The following is a 26,412-nucleotide window of genomic DNA, read 5'->3' on the forward strand; positions in this document are numbered from 1 at the left end:
GTCACGAGGAGACCGGGCGCGTGCCGTTCTCCAGCTCCGCGGCGCCCTCGCCGGACTCGAGGACCCGGTAGGCCTCTCGGGTGCGCCGGCCGAGCGATCCGGGGAGGTACGCGGTGAGTTCGGCGGGCTCGACCAGCCGCCAGGAGAGCAGTTCCTCCTCCTGGAGCTTGATCGAGGCGAGCTGCGCCTCGTCGAGCACACCGCCGTCGTAGAGGTACGCGACCAGCGGCGGGCGGCCCTCGCCGAGCGTCCAGTCGACGGCGAGCAGCCGGCCGAGCGGCAGGTCGAGGCCGATCTCCTCGGCGCTCTCGCGGCGGGCCGCCGTGCGCGGGGACTCGCCCTGGTCCGACTCGATGGTGCCGCCCGGCAGGGCCCAGCCCTCACGGTAGTTGGGCTCGACGAGCAGCACCCGGCCCTCGGCGTCCCGGTAGAGGGCGGCGGCGCCGGCCAGCACCCGGGGCAGGCTCGCGATGTACGTGGCGTAGTCATCCGTGGTGGTCACGCCGTAACCCTACCCAGCGGCCCCACCCACCGGGATCACGCCTCCGGGGTGTCCGGGGCGGGTGGGTCTTCGCGGTCGCGGCGGGTGGATTCGGCGACGCGGTGCAGGCGGGGATGGCGGGACGGGCGCTGTTCGGTGACCGCGTCGCCGACCATGGCCGTGACCGCGTCCCGCATCCCGTGCGGGGCATGGTGGCGGGCGGGGCCCGCGCCGGGGTCCTCGCGGAGCTCCTTCACCAGGGCCCAGCAGAGCAGCAGCATGACGATCACGAAGGGCAGCGCGACCAGGATGGTGGCGGTCTGCAGGGATTTGAGGCCGCCCGCGACCAGGAGTACGGCCGCAACCGCCGCCATCAGCACGCCCCAGGTGACGACGAGCCAGGTGGGCGGGTTCAGCGAGCCGCGGCTGGTGAGCGAACCCATCACCAGGGAGGCCGAGTCGGCGCTGGTGACGAAGTACGTCATGACCAGGGCCATGGCCACGTACGAGGTGACCGTGCCCAGCGGGAGCGCGTCCAGCATGGCGAACAGCGAGGCCTCCGCCCCGTCCTTGACCTTGGCCGCGAGGTCGGCGGCGCCGGTGGAGTCGAGGCGGATCGCGGTGCCGCCCATCACGCAGAACCAGACGACGGTAGCGCCGCTGGGGACGAGCAGGACGCCGATCAGGAACTCGCGGATGGTGCGGCCGTGCGAGATGCGGGCGATGAAGGTGCCGACGAACGGCGCCCAGGACAGCCACCACGCCCAGTAGAAGATCGTCCACGCGCCGAGCCAGGTGCTGTCGGTGAAGGCGCCGGTACGGGTGGCCATGGGCAGCAGTTCGTGCAGGTAACTGCCCACGCTGGCGGGGATCACGTCGAGGATGTAGACGGTCGGGCCGAGGAGGAAGACGAAGGTCATCAGGGCGGCGGCGAGCACGATGTTGATCGTGCTCAGCCATTTCACGCCCTTGTGCAGGCCGGAGAACGCGGAGACCACGAAGGCCGCGGAGAGCGAGGCGATGATGATCAGCTCGACGGAGGTGGAGTCCTCGATCCCGGCCGTGATCTGGAGCCCTTCGGCGACCTGGAGCGCCCCGAGGCCGAGGCTGGTCGCCGTCCCGAAGACGGTCGCGAAAACGGCGAGCAGGTCGATGGCCTTGCCGGGCCGGCCGTTGGCGCGCTCCTCCCCCATCAGCGGGACGAAGGCGGCACTGAGGCGGTTGCCGCGGCGCTTGCGGAAGGTGGCGAGGGCGAGGCCGGCGATGCCGTAGATCGCCCAGGGGGTGAGCGTCCAGTGGAAGAAGGAGTAGTCCAGGGCCGCCCGGGCGGCGTCGCCGCTGCCGGGGGCCGCCCCGGAGGCGGGCGGCGGGTGCAGGTAGTGGGTGAGCGGTTCGCCCACCCCGTAGAACATCAGGCCGATGCCCATGCCGGCGCTGAACATCATCGCGATCCACGCGAGGTTCGTGAACTCGGGTTCCGAGTCGTCGGCGCCGAGCCGGATCCGGCCGAACCGGCTGATCGCGAGGACGACGCACATGACGAGGAAGACGTCGGCGGCGATCACGAACAGCCAGGCGAAATTGGCCAGCACCCAGGCCAGCGCGGTGCTCGACGCGGTGTCGAAGGAGTCCTTGCCCAGCGCCGCCCAGGCGACGACGGCCAGCACGGCGATCACCCCGATGGTGACGACGGCACGGTCCGGTTCGGGGTCCGAACCCGCCGGACGTGCGCCTTCCGGCGATTCCGCGCTCATGCCGCCACACTATGCAGACGTATATCCGTATTTAGGGGCATGGCACGCCGGACGTGACCCAGGCCACCCATGGGCATAGGAGGATCCTCCGGATAGGCTCATGGGGGCGCGACTGCACTGTTCGATAGCAAGGGATTAGCAAGGTGACGGACGGAGCAGTAACTGAGACCGCGCGCGTGCTCATCGCCGCGGACAAATTCAAGGGCTCGCTCACGGCCGTTCAGGTCGCGGAGCGGGTGACGGCGGGCCTCCGCAAGGCCGTACCGGGCGTGGAGATCGAGACCCTTCCCGTCGCGGACGGCGGCGACGGCACGGTCGCGGCCGCCGTGGCGGCCGGGTTCGAACGCCGGGAGGTACGGGTCACCGGACCGCTCGGTGAGCAGGTCACGGCCGCTTTCGCGCTGCGCGACGGCACCGCCGTGGTCGAGATGGCGGAGGCCTCCGGGCTCCAGCTGCTGCCGGCGGGTGTGTTCGCCCCGCTGACGGCGACCACGTACGGCTCGGGCGAGCTGCTCAAGGCCGCGCTGGACGCGGGGGCGCGCTCGATCGTGTTCGGTGTGGGCGGCAGTGCCACCACCGACGGCGGTGCGGGGATGCTGGCCGCGCTGGGTGCGGTGTTCCTGGACGCGAACGGTGAACCGGTCGGTCCGGGCGGCGGCGCGCTCGCGGAGCTGGCGTCCGCCGACCTGTCCGGGATCGACCCGCGCTTCTCGGAGGTCGACCTCGTCCTGGCGAGCGACGTGGACAACCCGCTGACGGGCCCGAAGGGCGCGCCTGCGGTCTACGGCCCGCAGAAGGGGGCGTCGCCCGAGGACGTGGCGACGCTGGACGCAGCGCTGGCGCATTTCGCGGTGGTGCTGGAGAAGTCGATCGGCGAGAAGGCCGGCCGGCTGGCCGCCGCCCCGGGTGCGGGCGGCGCGGGCGGCATCGGGTACGGGGCGCTGTTGCTCGGCGCGTCGTTCCGGCCCGGCATCGAGCTGATGCTGGAGGTGCTGGGGTTCGCTCCGGCGCTGGAGCGGGCGACGCTGGTGATCACCGGTGAGGGCTCGCTGGACGAGCAGACCCTGCACGGCAAGGCCCCGGCCGGTGTCGCGGCGGCCGCGCGCGCGGCGGGCAAGCCGGTCGTGGCGGTGTGCGGGCGGCTGCTGCTGGGCCAGGAGGCCCTGGAGGCGGCCGGCATCCGCAAGGCGTACCCGCTGACGGACCTGGAGCCCGACCCGGCCAAGTCCATCCCGAACGCGGGTCCCCTGCTGGAGAGGGTTGCGGCCGCCATCGCCGCCGACGTTCTCTGACCTCCGGCCGGCCATGCGAGGCCCGGTACCCCCGAGCGGGGTGCCGGGCCTCGGCGTTTGCGGCCGGTGCCGGGTGCCGGTGCCGGGTGCCGGTGCCGGGTGCCGGTGCCGTGCCGGTGCCGGGTGCCGCGTGCCGTGCCGGGGCAGGGTGCCGCGTGCCGTGCCGGTGCCGGGGCAGGGTGCCGGGCCTCGGCGTTTGCGGCCGGCGCCGGTGCCGGGTGCCGGTGCCGCGTGCCGTGCCGGTGCCGCGTGCCGCGTGCCGGGGCAGGGTGCCGGGCCTCGGCGTTTGCGGCCGGCGCCCTGCGCCGGGTGCAGGGCGCAGGGCGCAGGGCGCAGGGTGCCGGGTGCCGGGTGCAGGGTGCAGGGTGCAGGGCGCAGGGCGCCGGGTGCCGGGTGCCGGGTGCAGGGGCAGGGTGCCGGGGCAGGGTGACGGGGCAGGGTGACGGGGCGGTGCCGCTGGCGGGCAGGCGCACCGGACCCCGTGCTTCACACGCCGGCGGGGCCGGATTCGCCCCCGGCCGGGGGTGGGGGTGTCGCGCCGCTGCGTTCTTCCTGCCTGCCCCGACCCAGCAGGGGTGCTGGACGTGCTCGCCGCCGACGCCCCGGAGCGCGCCCGCACGCAGCCGGTCCGCCTGCGCGACCACGGCGTGTGAGCGGAAAAAGCCGGTGCGGGGCGGCGGGTCCGGCTGGTATCCGTGGAGGCATGGACCGGCTGCCGACCGAGCGACTCGTACTCGTACCGCTGGATCCGGCGCGGGCGCGGGGGCTTCTCGCCGGAGTGCCGGGGACGGGGTGCCGGTGGGGGCCCGGGTATCCGGACGACGGGGACCGGGCCGGGGCCCGGCGGTACCTGCGGGTGCTGGCCGAGACCGGGGATCCCGCGCCGTTCGGCGCGTACGAGATCCGCCGGCGGGGCGACGGGCTGACGATCGGCGGCGCGGGCTTCCACGGTCCGGCCGACGCGGCCGGGGTGGTGACGGTCGGCTACGGGCTGATCCCGGCCGCCCGCGGCCGCGGCTACGCCGCCGAGGCCCTGCGGGCCCTGCTCGGCCATGCCCGCGCCCACGGGGCGAGCGGGGCGGCGGGTGATGCCGACCGGGAGAACACGGCCTCGCACCGGGTCATGGCCGCGGCCGGGATGCGGCTCGTCGGGGAGGACGGGCGACTGCGGTACTACGCGGTGAGCTGGGCCGGCGCCCCGGATGCGGCGAGCAGCTGAGCCGTGGTCACCACGCGGGCGAAGCCGCCGCCCTGGAGGTTGACAGCGGTGGCGGCGGTCAGCTGGTCGGCCGTCAGCCGGAGCCCGTCCGGGCCCTCGAGGTCGAAGGTGTGGGTGGCGTCGAGCGGGACGAGCACGTCGTAGCCCAGGTTCCCGGCCATCCGTGCGGTGGTCTCGACGCACATGTTGGTCTGGATCCCGGAGACCACGAGCTGGCCGATGCCCTGGGCGGTGAGCCAGGCCGCCAGGTCCGGGGTGCCGTAGAAGGAGGAGTTCACGGTCTTGGTGACCAGCAGCGACTCCTGCCCCGCCCGGTCGGCCACGAAGTCCTTGAACGCGTGTCCGGGGTGGTCGGCCGCCAGGACCGAGCCGGCCCGCGAGGCGTGCTGCACGAGCACCACGGGGCGGCCGGACTCCTGCCAGGCGTCCATCAGGGCGGCGATGTTGGCCTCGGCGGCGGGGTTGTTGCGGGGGCCCCAGTAGGAGGCGTCGTCGAAACCCTTCTGTACGTCGATGACCAGCAGGGCGGCGTTCGGGGCGAGGGCGGTCTCGTTCTTCGTCATGGCTTCATGGTCTTCCGCCGGACGGTGCGCCGACAGCGGCAACCGGGACCCAAATCGATGGGATCCTGCCAGGATGGCAGCATGCATCGTGTCGCCGTCGTCGTCCAGCCCGGCATCCGCAGCTTCGACCTCGCCGTCATCACCGAGGTCTGGGGCCCCGACCGCAGCCACCTCGGCGTCCCCCGCTTCGAGCTGCGCCGGTGCGCCGTGGACACCGGGCCGATCGCGCTGCCCGGCGGGCTCACCCTGGCCCCCGACCGGCGGCTCGACTGGCTCGCCGGTGCCGATCTCGTCGTCGTGCCGGCGCTGGCCGAACCCGCCGCCCCGACGCCCGAGCCGGTCCTCGCCGCCCTGCGGGACGCGCACGCCCGGGGCGTGCCGGTCGCCGCACTGTGCGCCGGGGCGTTCATCCTCGCGGAGGCGGGCCTGCTGGCGGGCCGCCGGGCCGTGACCCACTGGTGGCTGGCTCCGCAGCTCGCCGAACGCCATCCCGCCGTGCTGGTCGAGGACGCCCCGCTGTACGTGGAGGACGGCGGGCTGTGGACCTCCGCGGGGGTGGCCTCCGGGATCGACCTCTGCCTGCACCTCGTACGGGAGGCCCACGGCGCGGAGGCCGCCGCCGCCATCGCCCGGTCCATGGTGACGGGCCCGTTCCGCACCGGCGGTCACGCCCAGTACCTGGACCGGCCCACCCCGGCGGCGGACCGGACCGCCGAGGCCCTGGCGGCCGTACGGGAGCGGGCCCTGCGCCATCTGCACGAGCCGCTGTCCGTGGCCACTCTGGCCCGCTGGGCCGGGATGTCGCCGCGCTCCTTCGCCCGCCATTTCGTCGCCGCCACCGGCACCACCCCGCACCGCTGGCTCCTCGGCCACCGCCTGGACGAGGCCCGCAAACTCCTGGAGCGCACGGACCATCCGGTTCCGGAAGTGGCCCGGCGCGCGGGCTTCGCCAGCGAGGTCACGTTCCGCCAGCACTTCACCTCGTACGTGGGCCTCAGCCCCCGTGCGTACCGCAGTGCGGCGATCGCCACATCGGCAGCCCCGCCCAAATCCCGGTGACAGTGTTAGAAATGGCTCATGACCGGACGTTTGGGTCGACCCAGGGGATCCCCGCCCCGGCAGCCGACCGGGCGGGACCCGGGCCTGCCGGCGCGCCTCTCCCTGGGCACCCGCAGTGTCGCCGGTCAGGTCTTCGCGCTCCAGGCGGTCATCGTGGTGCTGCTGATCGCCGCCGCGTCGCTGGCCCTCGTGTTCCAGGAGCGGTACGACACCGAGCGCGATGCGCGCCACCGCTCCCTCGCGGCCGCGGAGGCGTTCGCGCACGCCCCCGGCCTCCCCGAGGCCCTGAAGACGCCGGACCCGACGGGCGAGCTGCAACCCTTGGCCGAGGCCGCCCGGCGGGCCTCGGGCGTCGACTTCATCGCCGTGATGACGCCCGACGGGGTCCGCTACACCGACCCCCGGCCGGAGCTGATCGGCAAACGGGCCACCGGCGACCTCTCGCGGGCCGTCGGCGGGCAGTCCTTCACCGAGGTGTTCAGGGGGTCGCCGAGCGATGCGGTCCGCGCCGTGGTCCCGGTACGGGACGCGAGCGGGGCGATCGTCGGCCTGGTCGGCACCGGCATCGAGGTCACCAAGGTCTCCGACGTGGTCGAGGGCCAGCTGCCGCTGCTGCTCGGCGCCGCGGCGGGCGCGCTGCTGCTCGGCACGGGCGGCGCCGCCCTGGTCAGCCGGCGCCTGCGGCGCCAGACCCGGGGCCTGGGCGAGATCGAGATGGCCCGGATGAACGAGCACCACGAGGCGGTGCTGCACGCGGTGCGCGAGGGCGTCCTGATCATCGGCGCCGACCAGCGGCTGCTGCTCGCCAACGACGAGGCCCGGCGGCTGCTGAACCTGCCGCCGGACGCCGAGCAGCGCCATGTGGGCGAGCTGGGCCTCGACCCGCGCACCACCTCGCTGCTGGTGTCCGGGCGGGTCGCGACGGACGAGGTGCACCTGGCGGGCGACCGGCTCCTCGCCGTCAACGTCCGTCCGACCAAGCCGTACGGAGGACACCCGTCCGGCAGCGTCATGACCCTGCGCGACACCACGGAGCTGGCCGCGCTCTCCGGCCGTGCCGAGGTGGCCCGGGAGCGGCTCCAGATGCTGTACGACGCGGGGGTGCGGATCGGGACCACGCTGGACGTGGTGCGGACCGCCGAGGAGCTGTCGGAGGTGGCCGTGCCCCGGTTCGCCGACTTCGTCACGGTGGAGCTGCTGGAGCCGGTGCTGAAGGGCGAGGAGCCCTCGCCGGCCACCGGCATGTACTCGCAGATGCGCAGGGCGGCGATGAGCGGTGTGCGCACCGACCACCCCCTGCAGCACGTCGGCGACATCATCCGCTTCGAGGTGCCCACCGCTCCGATGGCGGCGGCCCTGGACGCCGGGCACGCGGTGCTCGCGGCCGATCTGAACGCGGCGATGGGCTGGCGGGCCCAGGACGAGACGGGCACCCGCGAGGCGCTGGGGTACGGGCTGCACTCGCTGATCTCGGTGCCGCTCCAGGCCCGTGGCGTGGTCCTCGGCATGGCCAACTTCTGGCGGGCGGCCGACACCCCGGAGGCCTTCGACGAGGAGGACCTGTCGTTCGCGGAGGAGCTGGGGGCGCGGGCGGCCGTCTCCATCGACAACGCCCGCCGCTTCACCCGGGAGCACGCGACGGCCGTGGCCCTCCAGCGGAGCCTGCTGCCCCGGGTGCTGCCGGACCAGAGTGCGGTGGACGTGGCCTTCCGGTACCTGCCCGCGAAGGCGGGGGTGGGCGGGGACTGGTTCGACGTGATCCCGCTCGCCGGCGCCCGTGTGGCGCTGATCGTCGGCGACGTCGTCGGGCACGGGGTGCACGCGGCGGCCACGATGGGCCGGCTGCGGACCGCCGTGCACAACTTCTCCACCCTGGACATGCCGCCCGACGAGCTGCTGGGCCACTTGGACGAGCTGATCCACCGGATCGACCAGAACGAGTCCGGGGACGCCGAGGGCGCCGGGGACGGCGCGGGCGAGTCGGCCGGTGTCACGGGCGCCACCTGCCTGTACGCGGTCTACGACCCGGTCGCCGGGGTCTGCACGATGGCGAGTGCCGGGCACCCCGGACCGGCCCTGGTCCGCCCGGACGGGGGCGTGGAGTTCCCGGAGCTGCCCGCCGGGCTGCCGCTGGGTGTGGGCGGCATGCCCTTCGAGGCCACCGAGCTGCTGCTGCCGGAGTCGACCCGGCTCGTGCTGTTCACGGACGGCCTGCTGGAGGACCGCGACCGGGATTTCGACACCGGCCTGAACCTGCTGGCCGAGGCGCTCTCCCAGTCCGGCCGCAGCCCCGAGCAGGCCTGTGCGGACGTGCTGGCCGCGCTGCTGTTCCCGTCCCCGAGCGACGACATCGCCCTGCTCATCGCCGACACGCGCCGGCTGGAGGCGGACCGGATCGCGGAGTGGGAGGTGCCGGCCGAACCGGCCGCGGTCTCCCGGGTGCGCAACGCGGGCTCGGCGCAGCTCGCCGCCTGGGGGCTGGGGGACATCGCGTTCACGGCCGAGCTGATCCTCAGCGAGCTGATCACCAACGCGATCCGGTACGGGACCGCGCCCATCCGGGTGCGGCTGCTGCGCGACCGGAACCTCATCTGCGAGGTCTCCGACGGCAGCAGCACGTCGCCGCACCTGCGGTACGCGGCCACCACCGACGAGGGCGGCCGCGGCCTGTTCCTGGTCGCGCAGTACGCCGAGCGCTGGGGCACCCGGTACACCGAGCGCGGCAAGGTCATCTGGGCCGAGCTGCCGCTGACCGGTGGTCCGGAGCCGGTGCTGCCGGTGATGGACCTGGAGTCGCTGGAGGACCTGGCCTGGTGACGGCCCGGGGCGCCGTCGTCGTGCGCCCGGGTCATCCGGCCGGTCAGCGGGGCCGGGAGGCCACCGTACGGGCGAGCAGGACCGCCACGTCGTCCTGCGGGGCTCCGGGCAGCAGGCGCGCCAGGATCTCGTCGCACAGCCGGTCCAGCGGCTGCCCGGCGTCGCGCAGCGCCCACCCCAGCTGGGCCATGCCCTGGTCGAGGTCCCGGTCGCGGGCCTCGATGAGGCCGTCGGTGTAGAGGACGAGCAGGCTCCCGGGTGGCAGGGCGACCTCCTCGGTGCGGAATTCCCGCCCGCCCGTGCCCAGCGGGGTGCCGGGCGGGCCGTCGAGGAAGGTGACCTCCCCGCCCGCGGTGGCCACGGCGGGCGGCGGATGGCCGGCGCGGGCGATGGTGCAGCCGCCCGCCGCCGGGTCGTAGACGGCGTAGACGCAGGTCGCCATCTCGTCCTCGCCCAGGTCGGCGACCGCGGCGTCGAGCGAGCGGAGCATCTGGGGCGGGGAGACGTCATGGCGGGCGAGGGTGCGGACGGCCGTGCGCAGCTGTCCCATGACGGCGGCGGCGTGGATCCCGTGACCCATGACGTCCCCGATGACCAGGCCGGTGCGGCCGCCGGGCAGCTGGATGGCGTCGTACCAGTCTCCGCCGACGTCGTGGTCGCTGGCGGGCAGGTAGCGGCCGGTCAGCTCGAGTCCGGTGACCTCCGGCAGGGCGCTGTTGCTGAGGCTGCGCTGGAGGGTCAGGGCGGCCCGGCGCTGGTTGGTGTACATGCGGGCGTTGTCGATGTTGAGCGCCCCGCGGGCGACCACCTCGTCGAGGAGTACGCAGTCCTGCTCGTCGAACGGCTCGCGGCCGCGCACCCGTGTCACGGTGACCGCGCCGAGCACGGTGCCGCGGGCGACGAGCGGGATGAGCCGGGCGGAGCCGAGCGTGGCGAGGTAGTCGCGCAGTTCCGTGGCGCGCGGGTCGGGGAGCAGCGCGTGCACGTCGGAGACGTACAGGTTCATGGGCCGCCCCTCGGCGATGACCTGCTCGTAGACCGACTCCGCCGGGATCTGGAAGGTCTGGCCGGGTGCCAGCCGGGCGGTGGGGGCGTCCGGGTCGGGGAACTCGACCGCGATGCGGCGCAGCATGCCGTGGTGGGTGACCGCGGCGTCGTCGGGCGCGAGGACGGCCTCCAGCAGCTGTACGTCGGCCGAGTCGGCCAGCTGGGGTACGAGGAGCTGCACGATCTCCCGGGCGGTCTGGTCCAGGTCGAGCGTGGTGCCGATGCGGGTGCCGGCCTCGGCGAGGACGGCGAAGCGGCGGCGGGCCCGCTCGGCCTCGACCTGGGCCTGCTGGCTGTCGGTGATGTCGATGAGGGAGGCGATCACGCCGAGCGGGCGGCCGGAGCCGTCGAGCAGCGGGGCGTACGAGCAGGACCAGGTGTGGTCGTGCTCGGGGTCGGCCGGGGTGCGGCCGGTGCGGCGGACGTCGACGACGGCGGTGCCCCGGTCCATGACCTGCTGCATCGTCGCCTCGAGGGCGACGGCGTTGACGCCGGGCACGACCTCGGTGAGCCGTCTGCCGAGGTGATCGGCGGCCGAGACGCCGTTCATCCGGGCCAGTGCGTCGTTGACGCGCAGGAAGCGCAGGTCGGGACCGAGGGTGGCGAGGCCGATGGGCGACTGGGTGAAGAGGCTCTGGAGGGCGGCGAGCGAGTCCCGCATGCGCAGGACCTCGGAGGTCTCCGCGGCGATCAGCATGGCCCCCGTACGGCCCTGCGGGTCGATGGCGGGGACGATCCACATCTCCATGGTGACGCGGTGCCCGTCGCGGTGGCGTACGGGGAGGGTGCCGACCACGGTCTCACCCGCCTGGACGCGCCGGGTCAGGTCGTCGGCGAGCTCGTGGTTGGTGTCGGGGACGAGCACGGAGGTGCCGGGGAGGCCGAGGATGTCCTCGGGGCGGTGGCCCAGCAGGTCCTGGGCGGCGAGCGACCATTCGACGATGAGTCCGTCGGCGTCCTCCCGCCACAGGGCGATCGGCAGCAGTTCGCGGAGCACACCGGCGTACCCGACAGCCGCGGCCGGCTGATCCGGGACCTCGCTCGTCGACTGGTATGTGTCCACCGCACCGACCTCACCCCGGGGGGTCTGATTCCTACCGATTCACCCTATCCGAGCGATCGTCGCGGGGCGCTGCGTCGGTCGGTGTGGTCAGCGGCCCCGGATACGGGCGGGCGCGGCCTCGGGTACAGCCAGGGAAGGACGAAGGTGACCCAGAAGAGGACGGCGTAGAGGATGAGGGCGGCCCACCAGCCGCCGAGCCCGGGGCGGCCGGACTGGACGAGCCCGGCGATCGCTCCCGCGACCGCGGCGGCCCCCGGCAGCAGCGCCCACCGGTCCGTGCCGACGTACAGCACGGCCGCGGCGGCGAGGGCGAACGCGGCTCCGACGATCACTGTGCGGGCGCCGTCGCCGACGTCCGGAGTGTGCAGGCCGCGCAGCTGCCACAGGGCGACGGGCGGGCCGGCCGCCGCGATCAGGAGGGCGGGGACGCGCAGCCGGGCGGGCCGGACCCGCTGCCGGACGAGTGCCGCCAGGGCGACCATGGCGTACAGGCAGACCAGGACGTGGCCGGGGAGCGAGGACCAGTCGCCGGTGCAGAAGGCGATGCCCGTCCACATCAGCACGGCCGCGCACAGGGCCGGTACGGGTGCCACCGCTCCGGCCAGCACCGGGAGGCAGACCAGCGGCTTCAGCACGCCGAGGATGCCCTGTACGAGGCGGGCCCCGGCTCTGCCCGTGGGCTGGAGCGCCGGCCAGGCGAGGAGCCCGGTCCGCAGGGCCGCCCGGCGCGGATCCCGCGCCCGGAGCAGCCGGCCGGCCTCCTCGGCGCCGACCTCGCGGAAGGACTCCAGGGCCGCGTCGAACGCGGCCCGCGTGGGCAGGCCCGGCGGGTTCGGCGGGGAGTCCGGGGGCCGGTTGCCGCCCCGGAAGCCCCTGCGGTGCAGCTCGGCGAGGAGCGGCAGTTCCTCCTGGAGGATCTCGTGCTGGCGGACCGCGGTGAGCACGTCCCGTACCCGGTCCCAGGGCGCCACGTCCGGCCGGGTGGTGACGTCCTGCGCCCAGAGCTCCGTGAACGGCGGGCCGAGCGCCATCTCCCCGGCGATCTCCTCGCCGAGCGCCGTCAGGTCCGCGGGGTCCCCGAACGCGTCGTGCAGGCGCCCGTCGGTGGCGACGACCGACACGAGGGCGGCGGCCCCGTCGAGCCGGCCCCAGGTCCAGTCGCTCATCCGCCAGCGGGCGCTGAGGAAGGCGGCGAAGTTGTTCAGCTGGTTGCCGCTGAGCTTGGCCCTGACCATGTCCTCCGGGGAATCCGGGGCCACCTGCGGCAGCACCGTACGCGTGGCCCAGCTGGTGTCGGCCGCCGAAACGGTGTGGAAGTCGATGTCGGTGGCCTCGGCCAGCGGGTCGGGGCGCAGCGGGCCGAGCAGCACCTCGGCGTACGCCAGCGCTTCGGCCATCGGCGGGCCGGCGCCGCGGGCTGCCGCATGGAGGGCCTCGTAGCCGTCGACGTCGGGGCTCAGGTCCAGGCCGATCTCCTGGCCCAGGTCCGCCAGCCGCTCCCACAGGTGCGCGAAGCCCTCCGGGACCGCCGCCGGGCCGGTCGCGGGGACCTCCGGCAGGGAGCCGGCGCAGACCGCCGTCGCGAGGTTCGCCGCCCAGGTCTCCCAGTGCGCGGGCGCGGCCTCGGGCGGGGGTACGGGCGGCATGAGGGCGCCCAGCAGGCGCGTCGCCTCGGCGTACGGGGCGGTGGCATCGGTGGGCATCAGCCCGAGGGACAGGGCGGCCCGGTAGCGGCCGAGCAGCAGCCGGTCCCTGGCGGCGTTCAGGGTGGCGACGGCGGAGCGGCACGCGAACAGCCGTGTCCGGTACGCCGCCACCAGCTCCGCCTCCACCGGCCCGGGACCGGACTCGTACGCCCTCAGCCAGTCCATGAGCAGCCGTACGGTACGCGCGAGGGCCAGGGGCGAGTACCCCGGCCCGGGCAGCGTGCCGGGCCCCACCGCCAGGCCGTCCACCGCCCGGCGCAGCCGGGCGAAGAGGGCCGCCGAGCCCTCTGCGGCGCTCTCGTCCAGCGCCTCCAGCGGCCCCGGGCCCGCGGGCAGCGGCAGCGCGTCCGGGCCGGTCACCTCCGCCGGGTCCGCCAGCAGCCGGATCAGCCGCTGCGCCTCCGCCCGGCCGGCCGTGCGGGCGTACGGGTCCAGCCGGGCCATCGCCGCGTCGTACAGCTCGGTGAGGGTCAGGGGCAGCACCCCGAGGACGGCCCGCTGCTGCTCGGCCGCGGCTTCGGCGGCGCGCAGTTCGAGGGCGTCGTCGCGCAGGGACTCCGAGCCGGTCTTCACGGCCAGGGACTTCGCGGCCATCCGTACCAGCCGGGTGACGCGCCGGCTGCCGCCCGGCTCGGGAGGCGGCGGCAGCGGGGGCACCGGCTGGAGGAACAGCAGCCGGCGGTCGGCCTTGCGGGCCACCGGGGCCCCGGCGACCGCCCGTACGGCCCAGGCGACGGGGATGTTGTCCAGCAGCCCGCCGTCCATGAGTTCGGCGCAGCCGTTCAGGTCATCGTCGGGGTGACCGCTCTCGCTGCTGACACCGCGCATGTCCACCCGGGGCGGGTCCTCGACGGGCTGCGCGCCGTTGCCGACGTACACCCGGCCCGGTTCGAAGGCTCCCGGGAACGAGGAGGAGGTCCGCGCCGCGTACGCCAGCCGGTCCAGCGCCGTCTCCCGGGCCGCGCCCGTGACGTCGTCGGGGAAGTCCGTCAGGGCGCCGCGGTGCCGGAAGCGGAAGTGGGCCTGGGAGCGCCCGACCGGAAGCGGCCGTCCGAGGGTGGGCCGGACCAGGTCCCGGCGGGGCCGCAGCCGGGTGGCCGTCAGGATCAGCCGCAGCGAGGCGGGCGGCCGCCGGTCCGGCGGGGCCTCGTCGACGAGCCGGCCCAGCGCACCGCGCAGCTCCTTGTAGAAGACCTCGTCGCCGCGCATCAGCGAGGCCGGCACGTGGAAGGGCGTGGAGCGGCGCAGCAGCCCTTCGAGGTCGCCCAGGCGCAGCCACAGGTCCCGCACGCCCCGGCCGAAGGGCATCCCGTACACGAGGTGGCAGGCCAGCAGGACGCCGTTGATCCCCCCTGCACTGGTTCCGACGAGGACGTCGATGTCGACGTCCTCGTATCCGCACGTGTCCAGCAGCCCTGCGTAGACGCCCGATTCCGGGGCGGGCCGGCGCCCGGCCGCCGCCCGGAGCGCCGCCGTCTCGCAACAGGCCCCGCCCATCCATACGGCGAGACTGACCCCGCCGCGCATCGCGAGGGCCAGCCGCAGTTCCGTACTGCGCCGGCCCGGCCGGTCGTCGCTCATGCCTCCAGCTTGGCCCTGGATCAGGCGTGGCGCACCCGGGCGGCCACCACCTCGTGGGTGCGGGTGGCGGAGCGGCAGAAGTTGCGTATCAGGCCGGAGAGTTCGCACCCCGGCTCCACTCCGAGTTCGCGGGTGACGAGGTCGCGGTACGTGTCGTAGGCGCGCATCGCCTCGATCAGGTTGCCCTCCGCCAAGTGGGCCTCGATCAGGGCCCGCTGGGCGCTCTCACGCAGTGGTTCGGCGCTCACCGCGACCAGCGCGGACTCCACCGCCTCGGCGTGCCGGCCGACGCGGGCCAGCTCGCGGCTCAGCGCCTCCAGTGCGTGCAGCAGCCGCTGGCGGACCCGTTCGCGTTCCAGCAGCACCCAGTCGTCGTACCAGCCGGGCAGCAGATCGAGCGCGTCGGTGCGCCATTTCAGCACCGAGAGGTCCTGGCTGGTGGCGGTGCCGCCGATGAGCCGCCCGGCCCAGCCGTACAGGACGTACAGGTCGACCACCGTGTGCTCGCGCACGGCGAGTGAGCACTTGTCGGAGTCGAGCAGGTCGATGCCGGCGGCCTTGAGCCGCCACAGCGCGGACCGCAGGTTCCCCGCAGCCCTCAGGTCGTCGCCGGACGGCCACAGCGTGCCCGCGGCGTGCCGGCGCTCGACCCGGCCGCCGTGGAGCGCGACGAAGGCGAGCAGTCGCTTGCCCCCTTCCGGCACGTCCAGCCATCTCCCCTGATGGACGACGCGCGGGCCGCCGAGGAGGTGGAGGGCCGGCGCCTCCCCCTGCCCGGGAACACGGACCGGTGACTCGAGGAACTGCTGGTTCATAGGCGGTCCTCCTGCATAGAAGTCCGACCGCATATGCTATGCGCGCACCGTCACCGATCAGTCACCGAGTGCTATTTTTCATCCGTCTCCTCGCTCTCCGTGCTCTCTCCTCCCACCTCGTTCCTCCGGTCGCCGCCGTCCCCGGGGTCGTAGCAGTGGCGCTGCTCCCTCCTGACGAACGCGACCCAGTTGCCGACCGGCGTGTCCCGGTCGTCGACGGGCAGCAGGATGTCCACGCCGACGGGCTCGGCCAGCCGGATGCGGTCCCGGTGCTGCGCCTCCTCCACGGCCCGGGCGACGTCGGCGAGCGCGCACGAGCAGTACCTCAGGTCCACCTGCTGGCCCAGGAGTGCCCGGATCCCGCCGAGGGCGGCGCGCTGCTCCGGCTCGGGCGTGAACGGCAGGTACCCGGCGGGCGGCAGCTCCGCGATGCCCAGCTGCTCCAGGGTGTACGGGCCGGCGCCCGCGGCCGCCGGCCTGATCAGGGCGCCCTCGCCGATGCCGGTGATGAGCCGTGCGACCTCCCGGCCGAGCTGGTCCTTGGTGTGGCTCTTGAGGAACTGCTGTTCCCCGATGAGGGCCAACTGCTCCAGCAGCGGCCCCAGATCGGCCGCGGGCACCTCAGCGGCGTCGAGCACCTGCGCCAACTGGTCCTGGAACTGGAGGATCTGGGCCGTGTACGCGTCCCAGGGCCGCATGCCGAGCCGTGACTGCCAGTACCGGTAGGGCGGGGCCGCGGCCCGGTCGCGGCGGGCGGCCCAGATGTCGGCCTCCCACCCGTCGGGCCTGCCGGGATCGCGCAGGAGCACCGCGAGCCGGACGGTCCTGGGCAGTCCGGGGCTCGCTGACGGCGGGGTCCAGGAGGGCGGCAGGTGTGCGCTGCCGGTCCCGTACGGCCACGGGGAGTGTTCCGTGCGTTCGGCTGCGAAGATCCTCGAGGCGAGGAAGTTGCGCCGGGAGGCGGGCAGCTGGTTGTCGAGACCCCGCTCGGTGCCCTCCGTCAGCCGGATCCGCACCCCTTCCGAGATGTACGGGCGCCGGGTGGTGCCGGTACCCGCGCACGGGTCGTCGCAGTAGCTGCCCTGCACCGGGGCGTCGCCGTAGGGGCGGGAGTCGGGCGCCACTTCGACCCACCAGAAGCCGTCGGGCCCGGGTTTCAGGCCGGTGAGCGGGAGCGTGACGAGGCGTTCCGAGCGCAGCGGGCGCCCCTCCGGGGAGACGGCGAGGCCGCCGCCGACGCGGAGGGTGCCGTCCTGCACGCTGACCTCGTAGCCCTCGACCACGCCGGGGCCGGCCGCCGCGCCGACGGCCAGGGCGAGTTCGCGGGCGTAGTCCTGGATGCGGTTGAGGTGTTCGGCGCGCAGGAACAGCCCGTCGAAGGCGTTGAGCCGGTCGATCCCGCCGTCGGCGGTCGCGGACGGGGTGGCGGGCGGTCCTGTCGGTGGGCCGGCGGGCGGGGCGGCCTCGGTGGTGCCTTCGCTGATCGTCATTCCTCGGTCCTCCCGGGGGCCGCCTGGCGCGGCAGATGGACGGTGACGACGGCGTCGTTCCCCTCGTCGGCGGTGCCCGGCGGGCCGCCTTCCAGGCCCGCGAAGGGCGCGCGCGGGTGCTCGCCGTACAGCGGCTTGGGCCCGGTGCCGCGGACGCGGATGCGGACCGTCTCGTACGCGGGCCGCTGGTCGAGGTCCACCTTGACCCGGCGGCCGTCGCCCGACACCCGGATCCCGGCGACCTCGTCGGTCGCCCAGCCCCGGCCGGTGTCGGAGAGCGAGGTGATCTCGATGCCCTCCGGTTCGGCGGAGCCCGGCGCGAGCGGGGAGGTGACCTCGAAGCTCAGCACGGTGTGCTCGCGGCTCCAGGCGAGGGACCCGCGGATCAGGCGCGGGCCTCCGGCGTCCGCCTCGGCGGCGGCGCCGATGATCCCGGGCGCCAGGCCGCACACCAGCTCCTGGACGGTGGTGGCGGGCAGGACCGCGGTGCGGACGGACGGGTCGGCCCGCACCTCCTCGATCCGTACGCAGCCGTCGTACTCGGTGAGTTCGACGGTGAGGCGGGCGAGGACGACGGGGGCGTGGTCCTCCGTCACCGGCGCCCACGGCGGGCACATGTCGCCCTCCTCCCGCTCCGGCGCCAGTGCGGTGGCGTCCGCGGCGGCCAGCCGGCGGAACGCGGCGAGCAGCGCCGGCGCCCGCAGGTGCGCCGGGACCCGGGCCACCTCGGCGGCCTCCCGCAGCGCCTCCTGGCCGGCGGTGTCCCCCGGGGCGGCCTCGTCGAGGCCGAGGAGGACCCGTACTCGGTGGTACGGGCGCCAGGGCGCGGGGGCGGTGGAGCGGATCGTGATCCGGGCGGTCTCCACGATCCGGGAGAAGTCGTCGTGCCGGCGCGTGACGTCGCACGGGTCGGCCAGGGCGGGCACCGGCCGGTCCGGGCACGACCCGAACTCCGCGAGGATCCAGGCCTCGACGGTGCGCCGCGCGGGAGGACCGGGCTCGGAGTCCCCGGCTGCGGGCGAGGCGGTGGTCTGCGGCCCCTCCTGCGGCGGGTGCGCGTCGCTCCAGTCCCGCGCCCATGCGGTCAGGGACACGCACCAGGCCGCTTCCAGGGTGAGCTCGCGGCCGAGCCCGTCGACGGCCAGCCCGGGGAGCACCCGGAGCTCGTCGCCGTCGCGGGCGACCCCGAGCCCCCAGACGACGCCGGGGCCGTGCAGCCAGGCGTTGTGCAGCATCAGCTTGCCGCGCGGATTGCCCATCAGGACGCGGAAGTCGTCCTCGCCGAGCAGCATCCCGAAGGCCACGCGCAGCGCGAGGAACGGGTTGACGGGCAGCTCGTCCCCGCCGCAGGGGCCGGGATCGCACGGCCCGCCTCCGTGCGCGGGGCCGGTGGGCAGGTCCGGGGCGGACCCGCCGCCGCAGCCGCACGGTGTGCTGCCGGAGCCGAGCGCCGTCATGAGCTCTCCTTCTGGGTACGCCTGTCGGTCACCAAGGGGGCGGAGGGGGACGGGGGGCCGGCGGCCGGGTCGAGGGCACGCGCGGCCCGCCGGTCCGCGCCCGCGCCGCCCGGCCGGGCCGGTTCCCCGGGGAAGGGGCGGCCCGCCTTGCCGTATTCGCGCCGCATCGCGTCGACGAGGTGGCCCTGGCGGACCGCTCCCCCGTCGTCCGCCGCCCGGAAGGCCGCGCCGATCGCGGCGTTGCGGATCCAGCCGCCGGGCACCGGGTAGTACTGCGCGAGCCCCGCCAGGTCCACGTCGGCGTGCAGCAGGGCGCGGGGCAGGTGCAGCTCCCACATGCGGTACCGGCCCGCCTCGTCGGGGAGCGGGAACTCCACGACGAAGTCCATCCGGCGGATGAAAGCGGCGTCGATGTTCTGCCGCAGGTTGGTCGTCAGCACGGCCAGCCCGTCGAACCGGTCGAGCCGCTGGAGCAGGTAGGCCGTCTCCATGTTCGCGAACCGGTCGTTGGCCTCGGAGACCTCCGTACGGGTGGCGAACAGGGCGTCGGCCTCGTCGAGGAGGAACACCGCCTGCGTGCGCTCGGCCACTTCGAAGCAGGCGGCGAGGTTCTTCTCCGTCTCACCGATGTACTTCGAGACCAGCTCGGAGCCGTCGACCACCAGCAGGTCCCGGCCCGCCTCGGTCGCCAGCACCTCGGCGGCCAGCGATTTGCCGGTCCCGGGCGGCCCGGTGAGCAGCAGCCGTACGCCGCGGGCGGCCCGGGCGGCCTCCCGCAGCCGCCAGTCGTCCAGCACGAGCGCCTGGTGGCGCAGCCGCGCCACCGCGTCCCGCAGCTGGCCGTCGGCCTCCCCGCCGAGGACGAGCCGCGGCCAGCGGGCGTCCGGGCTGACCAGGTCGACGCCCGAGGGCAGCAGCGCCCCGGCGCGGGCCCGGATGGCGCCTGAGACGTCCGGGCTGCCCCCGTCCTCCTCCGCGTCGGGGGCCAGCCCGGTGCGGCTGTGCACGTCGAGGGCGACCTGGGCGGTGAGCGCCGGGTCGAGCGGGTGGCGCGCCGCCAGTTCCGGGGCGTGCTCCGGTGCCCCGGGCAGCGCCGCCCGCCAGGCGGTGCGCCGGTCCGCCGTGCCGATCGGCCCGACCGGCACGGTGAGTACGGGCCGCTGCGGCCCGGGGCGTACGGTGCCCGGCGGGGCGCAGACGAGCAGCGGGCCGGGGATCCGGCCGACGGCGGGGGTGACCGGGCCCGCCCCGCCCTCCGGGGCGGGCACCACCAGGAGTGGCACGGCGTCCCGTAGGGCGGCGTGCAGGCCCAGCAGCCCCATGGCCCCGGGGTCTTCGGGGCGGGTCCGGGCGGCGAGCAGGCCGCGTCCGGCGGCGCGGGCGAGGGCCGCGCACCGGCTGAGGGCGACGGTCTCGTCCCGCGCGCCGACCAGCAGGATGCGGGGCTCGTGCGAGCGCAGGGCGGCGACGGCCCGGACGCTTTCGGGGAGTTCGAGCCAGCCGTCGAGTCCGGCGACCGGCGGGCCGGGGTCGGCCTCCTCCAGCGCGGCGGGCCAGGCCGGGTAGCCGTGGAGGGCCTCCCAGAGCCCTTCGGCGAGGGTCAGGGAGCGTTCGTGGAAGGGGCCGTCGCCGGTGAGGGCGAGCACGCCCGCCCGTACGGCCGGTCCTTCGTGGAGCAGCCGGCGCAGGGCGACCCGGTCCGGCGCGTGCCCTGGTACGCCGCCTTCGGCTCCGGTACGGGCCGCGCAGTCGATCAGCAGGCCCGCGAGGCCCACGCTGGGGTGCGGGGCGCCGCCCGGGTTCATGGTGCGGAACGTCCGTGCCAGGCCCTCGTGTTCCTCGGGGAGTCCGGCGAACAGGACGAGCTCGGTCTCCAGGGAGCCGAGCCCGAACCGGTGCACGAGCCGGTCGAGCGGGGTGAAGGCCGGGGGGCGCGGGCCGGAGGCGGCGGCGCGGTGCGTGGCGCTCGCGGCCCAGTCGCGCAGGAACGCGGCGGATCCGCCGCCCGCGTCCTCGCTGCACAGGGTCTCGAGCAGCTCGGCCACCCGGACGGCGACGGCGGCGGCGCGGCGGGAGAGGTCGCGGCTGATGCGCTCAGACATAGCGGTACCTCACCACCGCGCCGAGCCAGCCCACCCAGCCCGGATCGAGGTCCAGCCCGGCGCGGCGGACCGCCGGGTCGGTGTCGGCAACGGCGAGGTGCACCTCGATCCAGCCGGTCTCGGCGGTGATCCGGCCGGGGCGGCGGGCGACGGCGACGACGGCGCCGAACGGGTCGTCCGCGTACCGCTCGTCGCCGAGGCGGGCGGCGGTGGCCCGCGCCCAGTCGGCGGCGAGCGCGCTCACGGCGGCCTGCTCGGGCGGGGTCGCCGCGGCGGCGCGCAGGAGCCCGGCGGCCCGGTCGGGGCCGAGCCCGGCGAGGGCGAGGGCGGCCGGGTCCCCGGGCGCGAGGGCGGGTACGAGGGCGCGGGCGGCGGCGTGCAGCACCCAGGGCAACGGCCGTGCGGTGAGGGCCTGTTCGTCGAGGGTGCGGTCCGGGAGTCCGGCCTCGGCGGCGGTGGCGAGCAGGAACGGCAGCCCGGCCCAGCCGGTGGCCGCGCCGCCCGCGGGATCGGCGGCCGGCTCCCCGGCCGGCGGACCGTCCTGCCGGGGTCCCCGTACGGGACCCTGCGCATCGGGTTCGCCGGCCGCGGGGGCGCCCCTGGCCGGGCCGGGTCCGGCCGCACCGGCGCGGGGCGGGATGGCGCCGGGGGGCTCCTGCGGCGGCGCGTCCCGGCCGGGCGTGCCCTTGGGACGGTCGGCGGGCGGCGCCGGGGCCTGCACACCGGACCCGGCGGGCTCGGCAGCCCTGGCGTCCGGCAACTCCCCTAGCTGCGAGGCCTGTTCGGGATCGGGCAGCGCCGGGGGGCCGCCGAGGGTCCGCAGGCCGTCCGCCAGCAGCCCGCGCAGCCCGGGGCGGGCGGAGGGCCGGCTCAGCGATGCCGGGTCGGTTTCGGCGAGGACGAGTACGGCCCATGCGGCCGGGGTCGGTCCGGCGGGGCGCAGCCGGCTCTCGCGGACCAGCGCGGCCAGCCGCGATCCGGCGAGGAGGTCCCGGGCGAGCGCACGGGTACCGGGGTCGGGGGCCGGTCCGGCGGCCTCCGGCGCAGGGTCCCGGCCGGCGACGAGGGCGGCCAGGCGGTGCCAGCCGTCGCACCCCCAGGCCCGGTCCAGTGCGGCGAGCCCGCAGTCCTCGGCGGCGCGGAGCACGGCGGCCGCGGCGTACTGCGGGTGGCGTTCCAGGGCGGCCAGCAGCGCCGGGCCGGGTGCCGCGTCCGGGGCGGGGTCGCCGGGGCGGAGGATGCCGGTCTGCCGCCAGGCCCACAGCCGTTCGCGGCGCCCGGCGGCGAGGCCGGCGACCGCGTCGGCGAGCAGTTCCACGTCGTGCCGGTAGTGCACGACGGCGCCCGGCACGGCCGCGCGGCCCTCGCGTACGGTCCGTTCGATCGCGGCGGCGACCGCCTCCGACCAGTCGCGCGCGAGCGCCGGGTCGGGGCGGGCCAGGTCGAGGCCCAGGGTCAGGTCGAGCCGGGCCAGGCACCAGCGCCCGGGCGGCAGGACCAGGCCGCGCAGGGCCGTCTCCAGTGCGCCGCCGACCGCGTGCCGCAGCGGTCCGCGCAGCCGGTCCGCGGCGGGCGGCGCCTCGGCGGGGTCGTGGCGCAGGGTCGCCGACAGCCGGTCGATGACCACGGTGGGGCCGCTCATCCGACGCGCACCGCCCCGGCGATGGTGCTCTCGCCGACGCGGGAGCCTGCGGCGGGCACGCCCACGATGCCGTCCTCGCCGACGCCGACCCGGCCGACGACCGCGGGCCCCCAGGCCGCGCCCGGGCCGACGACGGAGGTGAGCCCGAGGTGCAGGGTGCGGCCGATCCGCATGCCCGCGCCGAGCGGGCAGATGTCGACGAGGGTGTGGGCCGGTTTGTGGGCCTCCACGATGGCGCGGACCACGTCGAGTTGCCCGGCGCTCGGATCGGCGGGGATGAGCACGCTGAACCGGTGTGCGGTGGCGGTGTATCCGTCCTCTCCGGGCCGGGTGCCGCCGACGGTGAACCGGCCCAGCGCCCCGGCGGTGCCTGCCGCGCCGCCGACGGCCGGTGCGGGGGCCCCGCCGGGTCCGGCGCCGAGCACCGCTCCGCCGAGTCCGCGCAGCCGCCAGTGCTCCACCACGCTGATGGGCAGCGGAAGGTAGAGCCGCAGGATGCGTTCGAGGCAGGCCACGGTCCCGCGGATGCGGAACAGGTCGTACGCCTGGGCGATCAGCTCGCGCCGGGCGGCCGGCGGCCAGCGCCGGTCCAGGGCCAGGCCGAGCAGCCCGGCCAGCCAGCCGAGGGCCTCCTGCGGGGTGGCCCGGGGGTCGAGGAGGAGGGTGCGCAGGGCGGCACGGGAGTCCAGTTCGTGCAGCAGTCCTTCGGCGGGGGCGAGGAAGCGCTGCAGGAACGCGGCGTCGGCCTCGTCCCGGCTCCAGGCCCTGGGGAGCGCGGCGGGCAGCCGGTGTCCGGGCCGCTCCACGCGCAGGCCCCGGATGCGGGGGCTCAGGCGCAGGGTGCCGGCGAGCCGGAGCACGATCCACAGGTAGCGGCCGGGCGGGGCCTGCACGGGGGCCTCGTACGTCTCGAACCCGTCGTCGGGGTCGATCTGGGCCCAGGGCAGTTCGCGGCCGGTCGGGCGCCGGAACAGGGGCGCGGGGGGCGGCAGCCGTTCGGTGTAGAGGGCGCGGGATGGCAGCGGCGGGGTGCGGTCGGCATGGCGCACGGAGCGCGGTCCGCGGACGGGCGGGGACCAGGGCAGCGGGTCGGGGACGGTGTCCTCGTCCGTGGTCAGGAAGCTCACGCGGACCTCGGTGCCGGGCGGGATGCACGCGTCGAGGAACAGCCGGCCCCAGCGGGTGCGGTACTCGCCCGCGTCGAGGCGGTAGCCGATGACGCTCCCGGCGGGCGTGTACCGGGCGGCGGGCCCGGCGGTACGGGCGAGGCCGTCGGCGGTGGTGAACGCGACGCGGCCGTCGGGGTCGACGGTCGCGGCGCCGCCGTCGTAGCCGGGGGCCCGCAGGGGTTCGATCTCGGCCCAGCCCGCGGCCCCGGCCGCCGCGGCGTAGCGGAACCGGCGGAACGGCTGCCCGGGGGCCCGGGCCACCACCAGTGCCCCGTCGGCCGTCAGATCGAGGTCGGTGGCGTCGTCCACGACGAGCGGCCTGGTGCCGTCGGCGCGGGCGACGACGGCGCGCCCGCCGGCCGCGCCGGTCCACAGCACGTGGAGGTGCCCGGCGTGGTCGGCGATCCGGGTGGGGCGCAGGCCGTCGCTGCCGGGCGGGCGGCGCAGTACGGGTCCCCGCAGCGGGCCGCGGCGGCCCTGGAGCAGCACGACCCCGGCGGGCCGGGTGACGAGCACGGCCACCGCCCCGCAGTGGGCGGTGACGTCGAGGGGCCGGCGGTACGGCCGGTCCGCGCTGCGGACGGGGACCCGGCGCAGCAGCCGCTCGCCCCACAGGTCGACGACGTGGACGGCGCCGGCTCCGGATTCGGCGATGTGGAGCCGCTGGGCGGCGTCCACGGCGAGGCCGCGGGGGACGCAGAGGGTGCCGGGCCGGTGCGGGGCGCCGTCGCCGGGGGCGCCGGGCGGGATGACCTCCACGCGGCCGGCGCGCGGGTACGAGCGGTAGGCGCGGCCCCAGCGGTCGAAGGCGAGCCCGGCGGGTCCGTGCCCGGCCGTACCGGGGTCCGGCCCCGCCTCCGGCTCGGGTTCCCAGGCGAGACAGACCCCGCCCTCGTCGAGGAGGGCGGTGGACTCGTGGCGGCAGCGCAGCCACTGGTCCGGGTCTGCCATGACGCCGATCGCGCGGTCGCCGTACATCAGCACACCTCCGGGGGCAGCGGTGCGACGACGGGGTCGCCGGGGGGCGGTGGCGGGGAGCCGTAGCCGGCGCCGACGGGCAGCGGGCTGCCGGTGACGACGGTGATAGCGGCGACCCGGGGCACCTCCCACGGGTTCAGCGGGACGAGGGGCAGCGGGGTCCATCCCGTACCGGCGCGCCGGGCCAGCAGCAGTTCGTCCTCGAGGTACTCCAGGCCCTCCACCTGGACGGCGACGGCCTCGAGTTCGGCGCGCCGCACGGCCCGGCCCAGTGGCCAGCCCGCGCCCTCGGGTCCGTACGGCGGCAGCGGGGCGAGGTACTGGCGCAGGATCAGCTCGACCCAGCGGCGCACCGCGTCGGGCTGGTAGCCGTCCCGGGTCCGGATGCCCACGGACACGGCGATGTCCACGTAGGTGGGCGGGATGACGTACAGCTCGGTGGTGACCAGCCGCCTGGGGGCGAGGTACGCGGCCACTTGGCGCAGCAGGGCGAGGTCGGGCAGCGGGGCGCCGGGGTCGCGCAGGTCCTCGGTGGGGAAGACGAGCACGCTGACGACGCCCGCGGCGGGCTGGGTGGGCGTGTCGGGGTGCAGCAGGGGCAGGGTCTCGGCGCGCCGCACGCCGGGGACTTCGAGGGCGAGGGAGCGGAAGTCCTCGGAGGTGACGGCCCGGTCGCGGCGGTGCACCTCGGCGGGCAGGGCGTCGAGGGCGTCGGCGAGGGAGGCCGCGTCGGCGCCGCCGTACGCCGGGAGCGGGTTGGTGACCTTGACCCCGGAGACGCCGGTGAGCGCGCCGATCGCGCCCGCCGGGACGTTCCCGGCGGAGCCGCCGCCGTACCGGTACGCGAGGACGCGGATGCGTTCGCCGATCTGGGGCAGCCGGCAGCGGGTGCCGAAGCGGACGAGCCCGGCGTCGGCGTCGAGGGTGTAGTGCCGGTCGAAGGGGCCGCTGGCGGCGAAGTCCTCGACCTCGGTCCAGGGCCGCCAGCCGTCGGCCTCCTCGACCTCCAGCCGGACGCTGCCCGCGAGGACGGGGTGCCGGGTGAGGCGCAGGACCTGGCCGGCGTCGGCGGTGCCGGTGCCGAGGAGTTCGGGTGCGGCGGTGCGGGCCTGGACGGCGCCGACGGCGTTGGCGCCGGCCCAGCGGATGCGGTGGATGGCGTCGTTCTCGTCCGCGGGCCGGCGTACGCGCAGCCAGCCCAGGACCCGGGCGGCGGTCTTCTCGTCGTCGAGCGGCGGCGGGCTGTGCAGGCCGCCGCTGCCGGTGCGGCCCCGGGGGTGGGTGGGGAAGGCGGCGGGCAGTGCGACGGAGACCACGCCGGTGGTGGTGAGCCCGCGGCTGGTGTCGCCGAGCACGGCGAGGGGAGTGAAGGCGGTGGGGGCTCCGGGGCCGTTCCACAGTTCCCAGAGGAAGCCGGGCGGGGCGCTGACGAGGTCGCCCGCCCGCAGCCGGGTGGGGTCGTGGGTGTCGCGGGCGCGCAGGTCGTAGGGGCGCGGGAGTTGCTCGTCGGGGACGACGCCGACGAACAGGGTCCGGCCGGCGAGCAGGCGGGGGTCGGTGGTGTTCTTGGCGAGCAGGGCGATCCACAGGGACCGGTCGAGGGTGGTGCTGACGTCGAGGGGCTGCTGGTCGGGGTCGAGCGGGTCGGCGGGGACTGCGGTGGTGACGTAGAAGGAGACGGGAGCCCCGGAGGCCACCCGCTTGCGCTCGTCCTTCGGCAGGGCCTCGACCGCGTTCTGCCGGCGCCGGCTCTCGGCCGGGCCGGGGGCCTCGGGGGCGGGCGTCTTGCCGACGGCGAGGGTCTCCAGGGGCCAGGCGACGACCTCGTTGTCGGTCTCGAAGGCGACTGCGCCGGCCCGGGCCTCGGCGCCGCGCAGCACCTGCACGCCCTCGGGGCGTTCGGTCTCCAGAACGAGGAGGGTGCGGGCGGTGAGCGCGGGGCGCGGCCGGACACCGAGCAGCCGCAGGAAGGCGACCTTCGTGGCGTCGGGGATCTGGTTGAAGCGGAAGAGCAGTGACTCGCCGAGGTGCGCGAAGAGTTCGAGCAGGGCGATGCCGGGATCGCCCGCGTTGTGGTCGGTCCACTCGGGCGCGTAGACCGGGATCCGCTTGACCAGCTCGTCCCGGAGCTGTTCGAAGGTGCGGTCGTCGAGGATGGGGCCGATCAGCGGCATACC

At 75.9% G+C, this 26,412-nt stretch carries 16 protein-coding genes; 4 read left to right on the top strand and 12 right to left on the bottom strand.

Annotated features, from left to right (window positions below; translation table 11 throughout):
- Nucleotide 1: 1 nt before the first annotated feature.
- The gene (locus ACZ5WG_RS20930; protein WP_468724976.1) at nt 2–502 is read right to left on the bottom strand and encodes an NUDIX domain-containing protein; all 501 of its coding nucleotides are present in this window, start codon (nt 500–502) and stop codon (nt 2–4) included.
- 35 nt (nt 503–537) lie between these two features.
- The gene (locus ACZ5WG_RS20935; RefSeq protein ID WP_468724977.1) at nt 538–2,235 is read right to left on the bottom strand and encodes a BCCT family transporter; all 1,698 of its coding nucleotides are present in this window, start codon (nt 2,233–2,235) and stop codon (nt 538–540) included.
- Between the two features lie 143 nt (nt 2,236–2,378).
- On the opposite strand from ACZ5WG_RS20935, the gene ACZ5WG_RS20940 reads away from it, so the two are divergent.
- A complete protein-coding gene (locus ACZ5WG_RS20940; protein ID WP_468724978.1) occupies nt 2,379–3,527 on the top strand; it encodes a glycerate kinase in 1,149 nt (382 codons plus the stop codon).
- A gap of 703 nt (nt 3,528–4,230) precedes the next feature.
- Nucleotides 4,231–4,746, top strand: coding sequence for a GNAT family N-acetyltransferase (locus ACZ5WG_RS20945; RefSeq protein ID WP_468724980.1), 516 nt, complete (start codon nt 4,231–4,233; stop codon nt 4,744–4,746).
- Here the strand turns inward: ACZ5WG_RS20945 and ACZ5WG_RS20950 are convergent.
- Nucleotides 4,701–5,309, bottom strand: a complete 609-nt coding sequence (locus ACZ5WG_RS20950; RefSeq protein ID WP_468724982.1) for a cysteine hydrolase family protein — start codon at nt 5,307–5,309, stop codon at nt 4,701–4,703. The two genes, ACZ5WG_RS20945 and ACZ5WG_RS20950, sit on opposite strands and share 46 nt — an antisense overlap.
- Before the next feature lie 81 nt (nt 5,310–5,390).
- Here ACZ5WG_RS20950 and ACZ5WG_RS20955 point away from each other — a divergent pair, with 81 nt between their 5' ends.
- Both ACZ5WG_RS20955 and ACZ5WG_RS20960 read left to right on the top strand, forming a co-directional pair.
- Nucleotides 5,391–6,368 carry a GlxA family transcriptional regulator gene (locus tag ACZ5WG_RS20955; protein WP_468724984.1) on the top strand — a complete coding sequence of 326 codons (978 nt, stop codon included), beginning with the start codon at nt 5,391–5,393 and terminating at the stop codon, nt 6,366–6,368.
- 18 nt (nt 6,369–6,386) lie between these two features.
- Nucleotides 6,387–9,185, top strand: coding sequence for a SpoIIE family protein phosphatase (locus tag ACZ5WG_RS20960; protein ID WP_468724985.1), 2,799 nt, complete (start codon nt 6,387–6,389; stop codon nt 9,183–9,185).
- Between the two features lie 43 nt (nt 9,186–9,228).
- Here the strand turns inward: ACZ5WG_RS20960 and ACZ5WG_RS20965 are convergent, their stop codons facing one another.
- From ACZ5WG_RS20965 to ACZ5WG_RS21005, 9 genes are all read right to left on the bottom strand, one after another.
- Entirely contained in the window at nt 9,229–11,295 is a 2,067-nt protein-coding gene (locus ACZ5WG_RS20965) for a SpoIIE family protein phosphatase (protein ID WP_468724987.1), read from the bottom strand.
- A 44-nt stretch (nt 11,296–11,339) separates the two neighbouring features.
- Nucleotides 11,340–14,582 carry a DUF3376 domain-containing protein gene (locus ACZ5WG_RS20970; RefSeq protein WP_468724989.1) on the bottom strand — a complete coding sequence of 1,081 codons (3,243 nt, stop codon included), beginning with the start codon at nt 14,580–14,582 and terminating at the stop codon, nt 11,340–11,342.
- 20 nt (nt 14,583–14,602) lie between these two features.
- Entirely contained in the window at nt 14,603–15,397 is a 795-nt protein-coding gene (locus ACZ5WG_RS20975) for an AfsR/SARP family transcriptional regulator (RefSeq protein ID WP_468724991.1), read from the bottom strand.
- Between the two features lie 71 nt (nt 15,398–15,468).
- Complete coding sequence (locus ACZ5WG_RS20980) at nt 15,469–16,887, bottom strand: hypothetical protein (RefSeq protein ID WP_468724992.1); 1,419 nt, start codon at nt 16,885–16,887, stop codon at nt 15,469–15,471.
- Nucleotides 16,884–18,344, bottom strand: coding sequence for a hypothetical protein (locus tag ACZ5WG_RS20985; RefSeq protein ID WP_468724993.1), 1,461 nt, complete (start codon nt 18,342–18,344; stop codon nt 16,884–16,886). The genes ACZ5WG_RS20980 and ACZ5WG_RS20985 overlap by 4 nt, the downstream gene beginning before the upstream one ends.
- Complete coding sequence (locus ACZ5WG_RS20990; protein WP_468724994.1) at nt 18,341–20,446, bottom strand: ATP-binding protein; 2,106 nt, start codon at nt 20,444–20,446, stop codon at nt 18,341–18,343. The genes ACZ5WG_RS20985 and ACZ5WG_RS20990 overlap by 4 nt, the downstream gene beginning before the upstream one ends.
- Complete coding sequence (locus ACZ5WG_RS20995; protein WP_468724995.1) at nt 20,439–22,088, bottom strand: hypothetical protein; 1,650 nt, start codon at nt 22,086–22,088, stop codon at nt 20,439–20,441. The genes ACZ5WG_RS20990 and ACZ5WG_RS20995 overlap by 8 nt, the downstream gene beginning before the upstream one ends.
- Entirely contained in the window at nt 22,085–24,235 is a 2,151-nt protein-coding gene (locus ACZ5WG_RS21000) for a phage tail protein (protein WP_468724996.1), read from the bottom strand. The genes ACZ5WG_RS20995 and ACZ5WG_RS21000 overlap by 4 nt, the downstream gene beginning before the upstream one ends.
- Nucleotides 24,235–26,409: a putative baseplate assembly protein gene (locus ACZ5WG_RS21005; RefSeq protein ID WP_468724998.1), complete on the bottom strand. Its 2,175-nt coding sequence runs from the start codon at nt 26,407–26,409 to the stop codon at nt 24,235–24,237. Before ACZ5WG_RS21005 ends, ACZ5WG_RS21000 begins: the two co-directional genes overlap by 1 nt.
- Nucleotides 26,410–26,412 lie beyond the last annotated feature (3 nt).

The organism is Streptomyces sp. NPDC032745 (assembly GCF_055579465.1).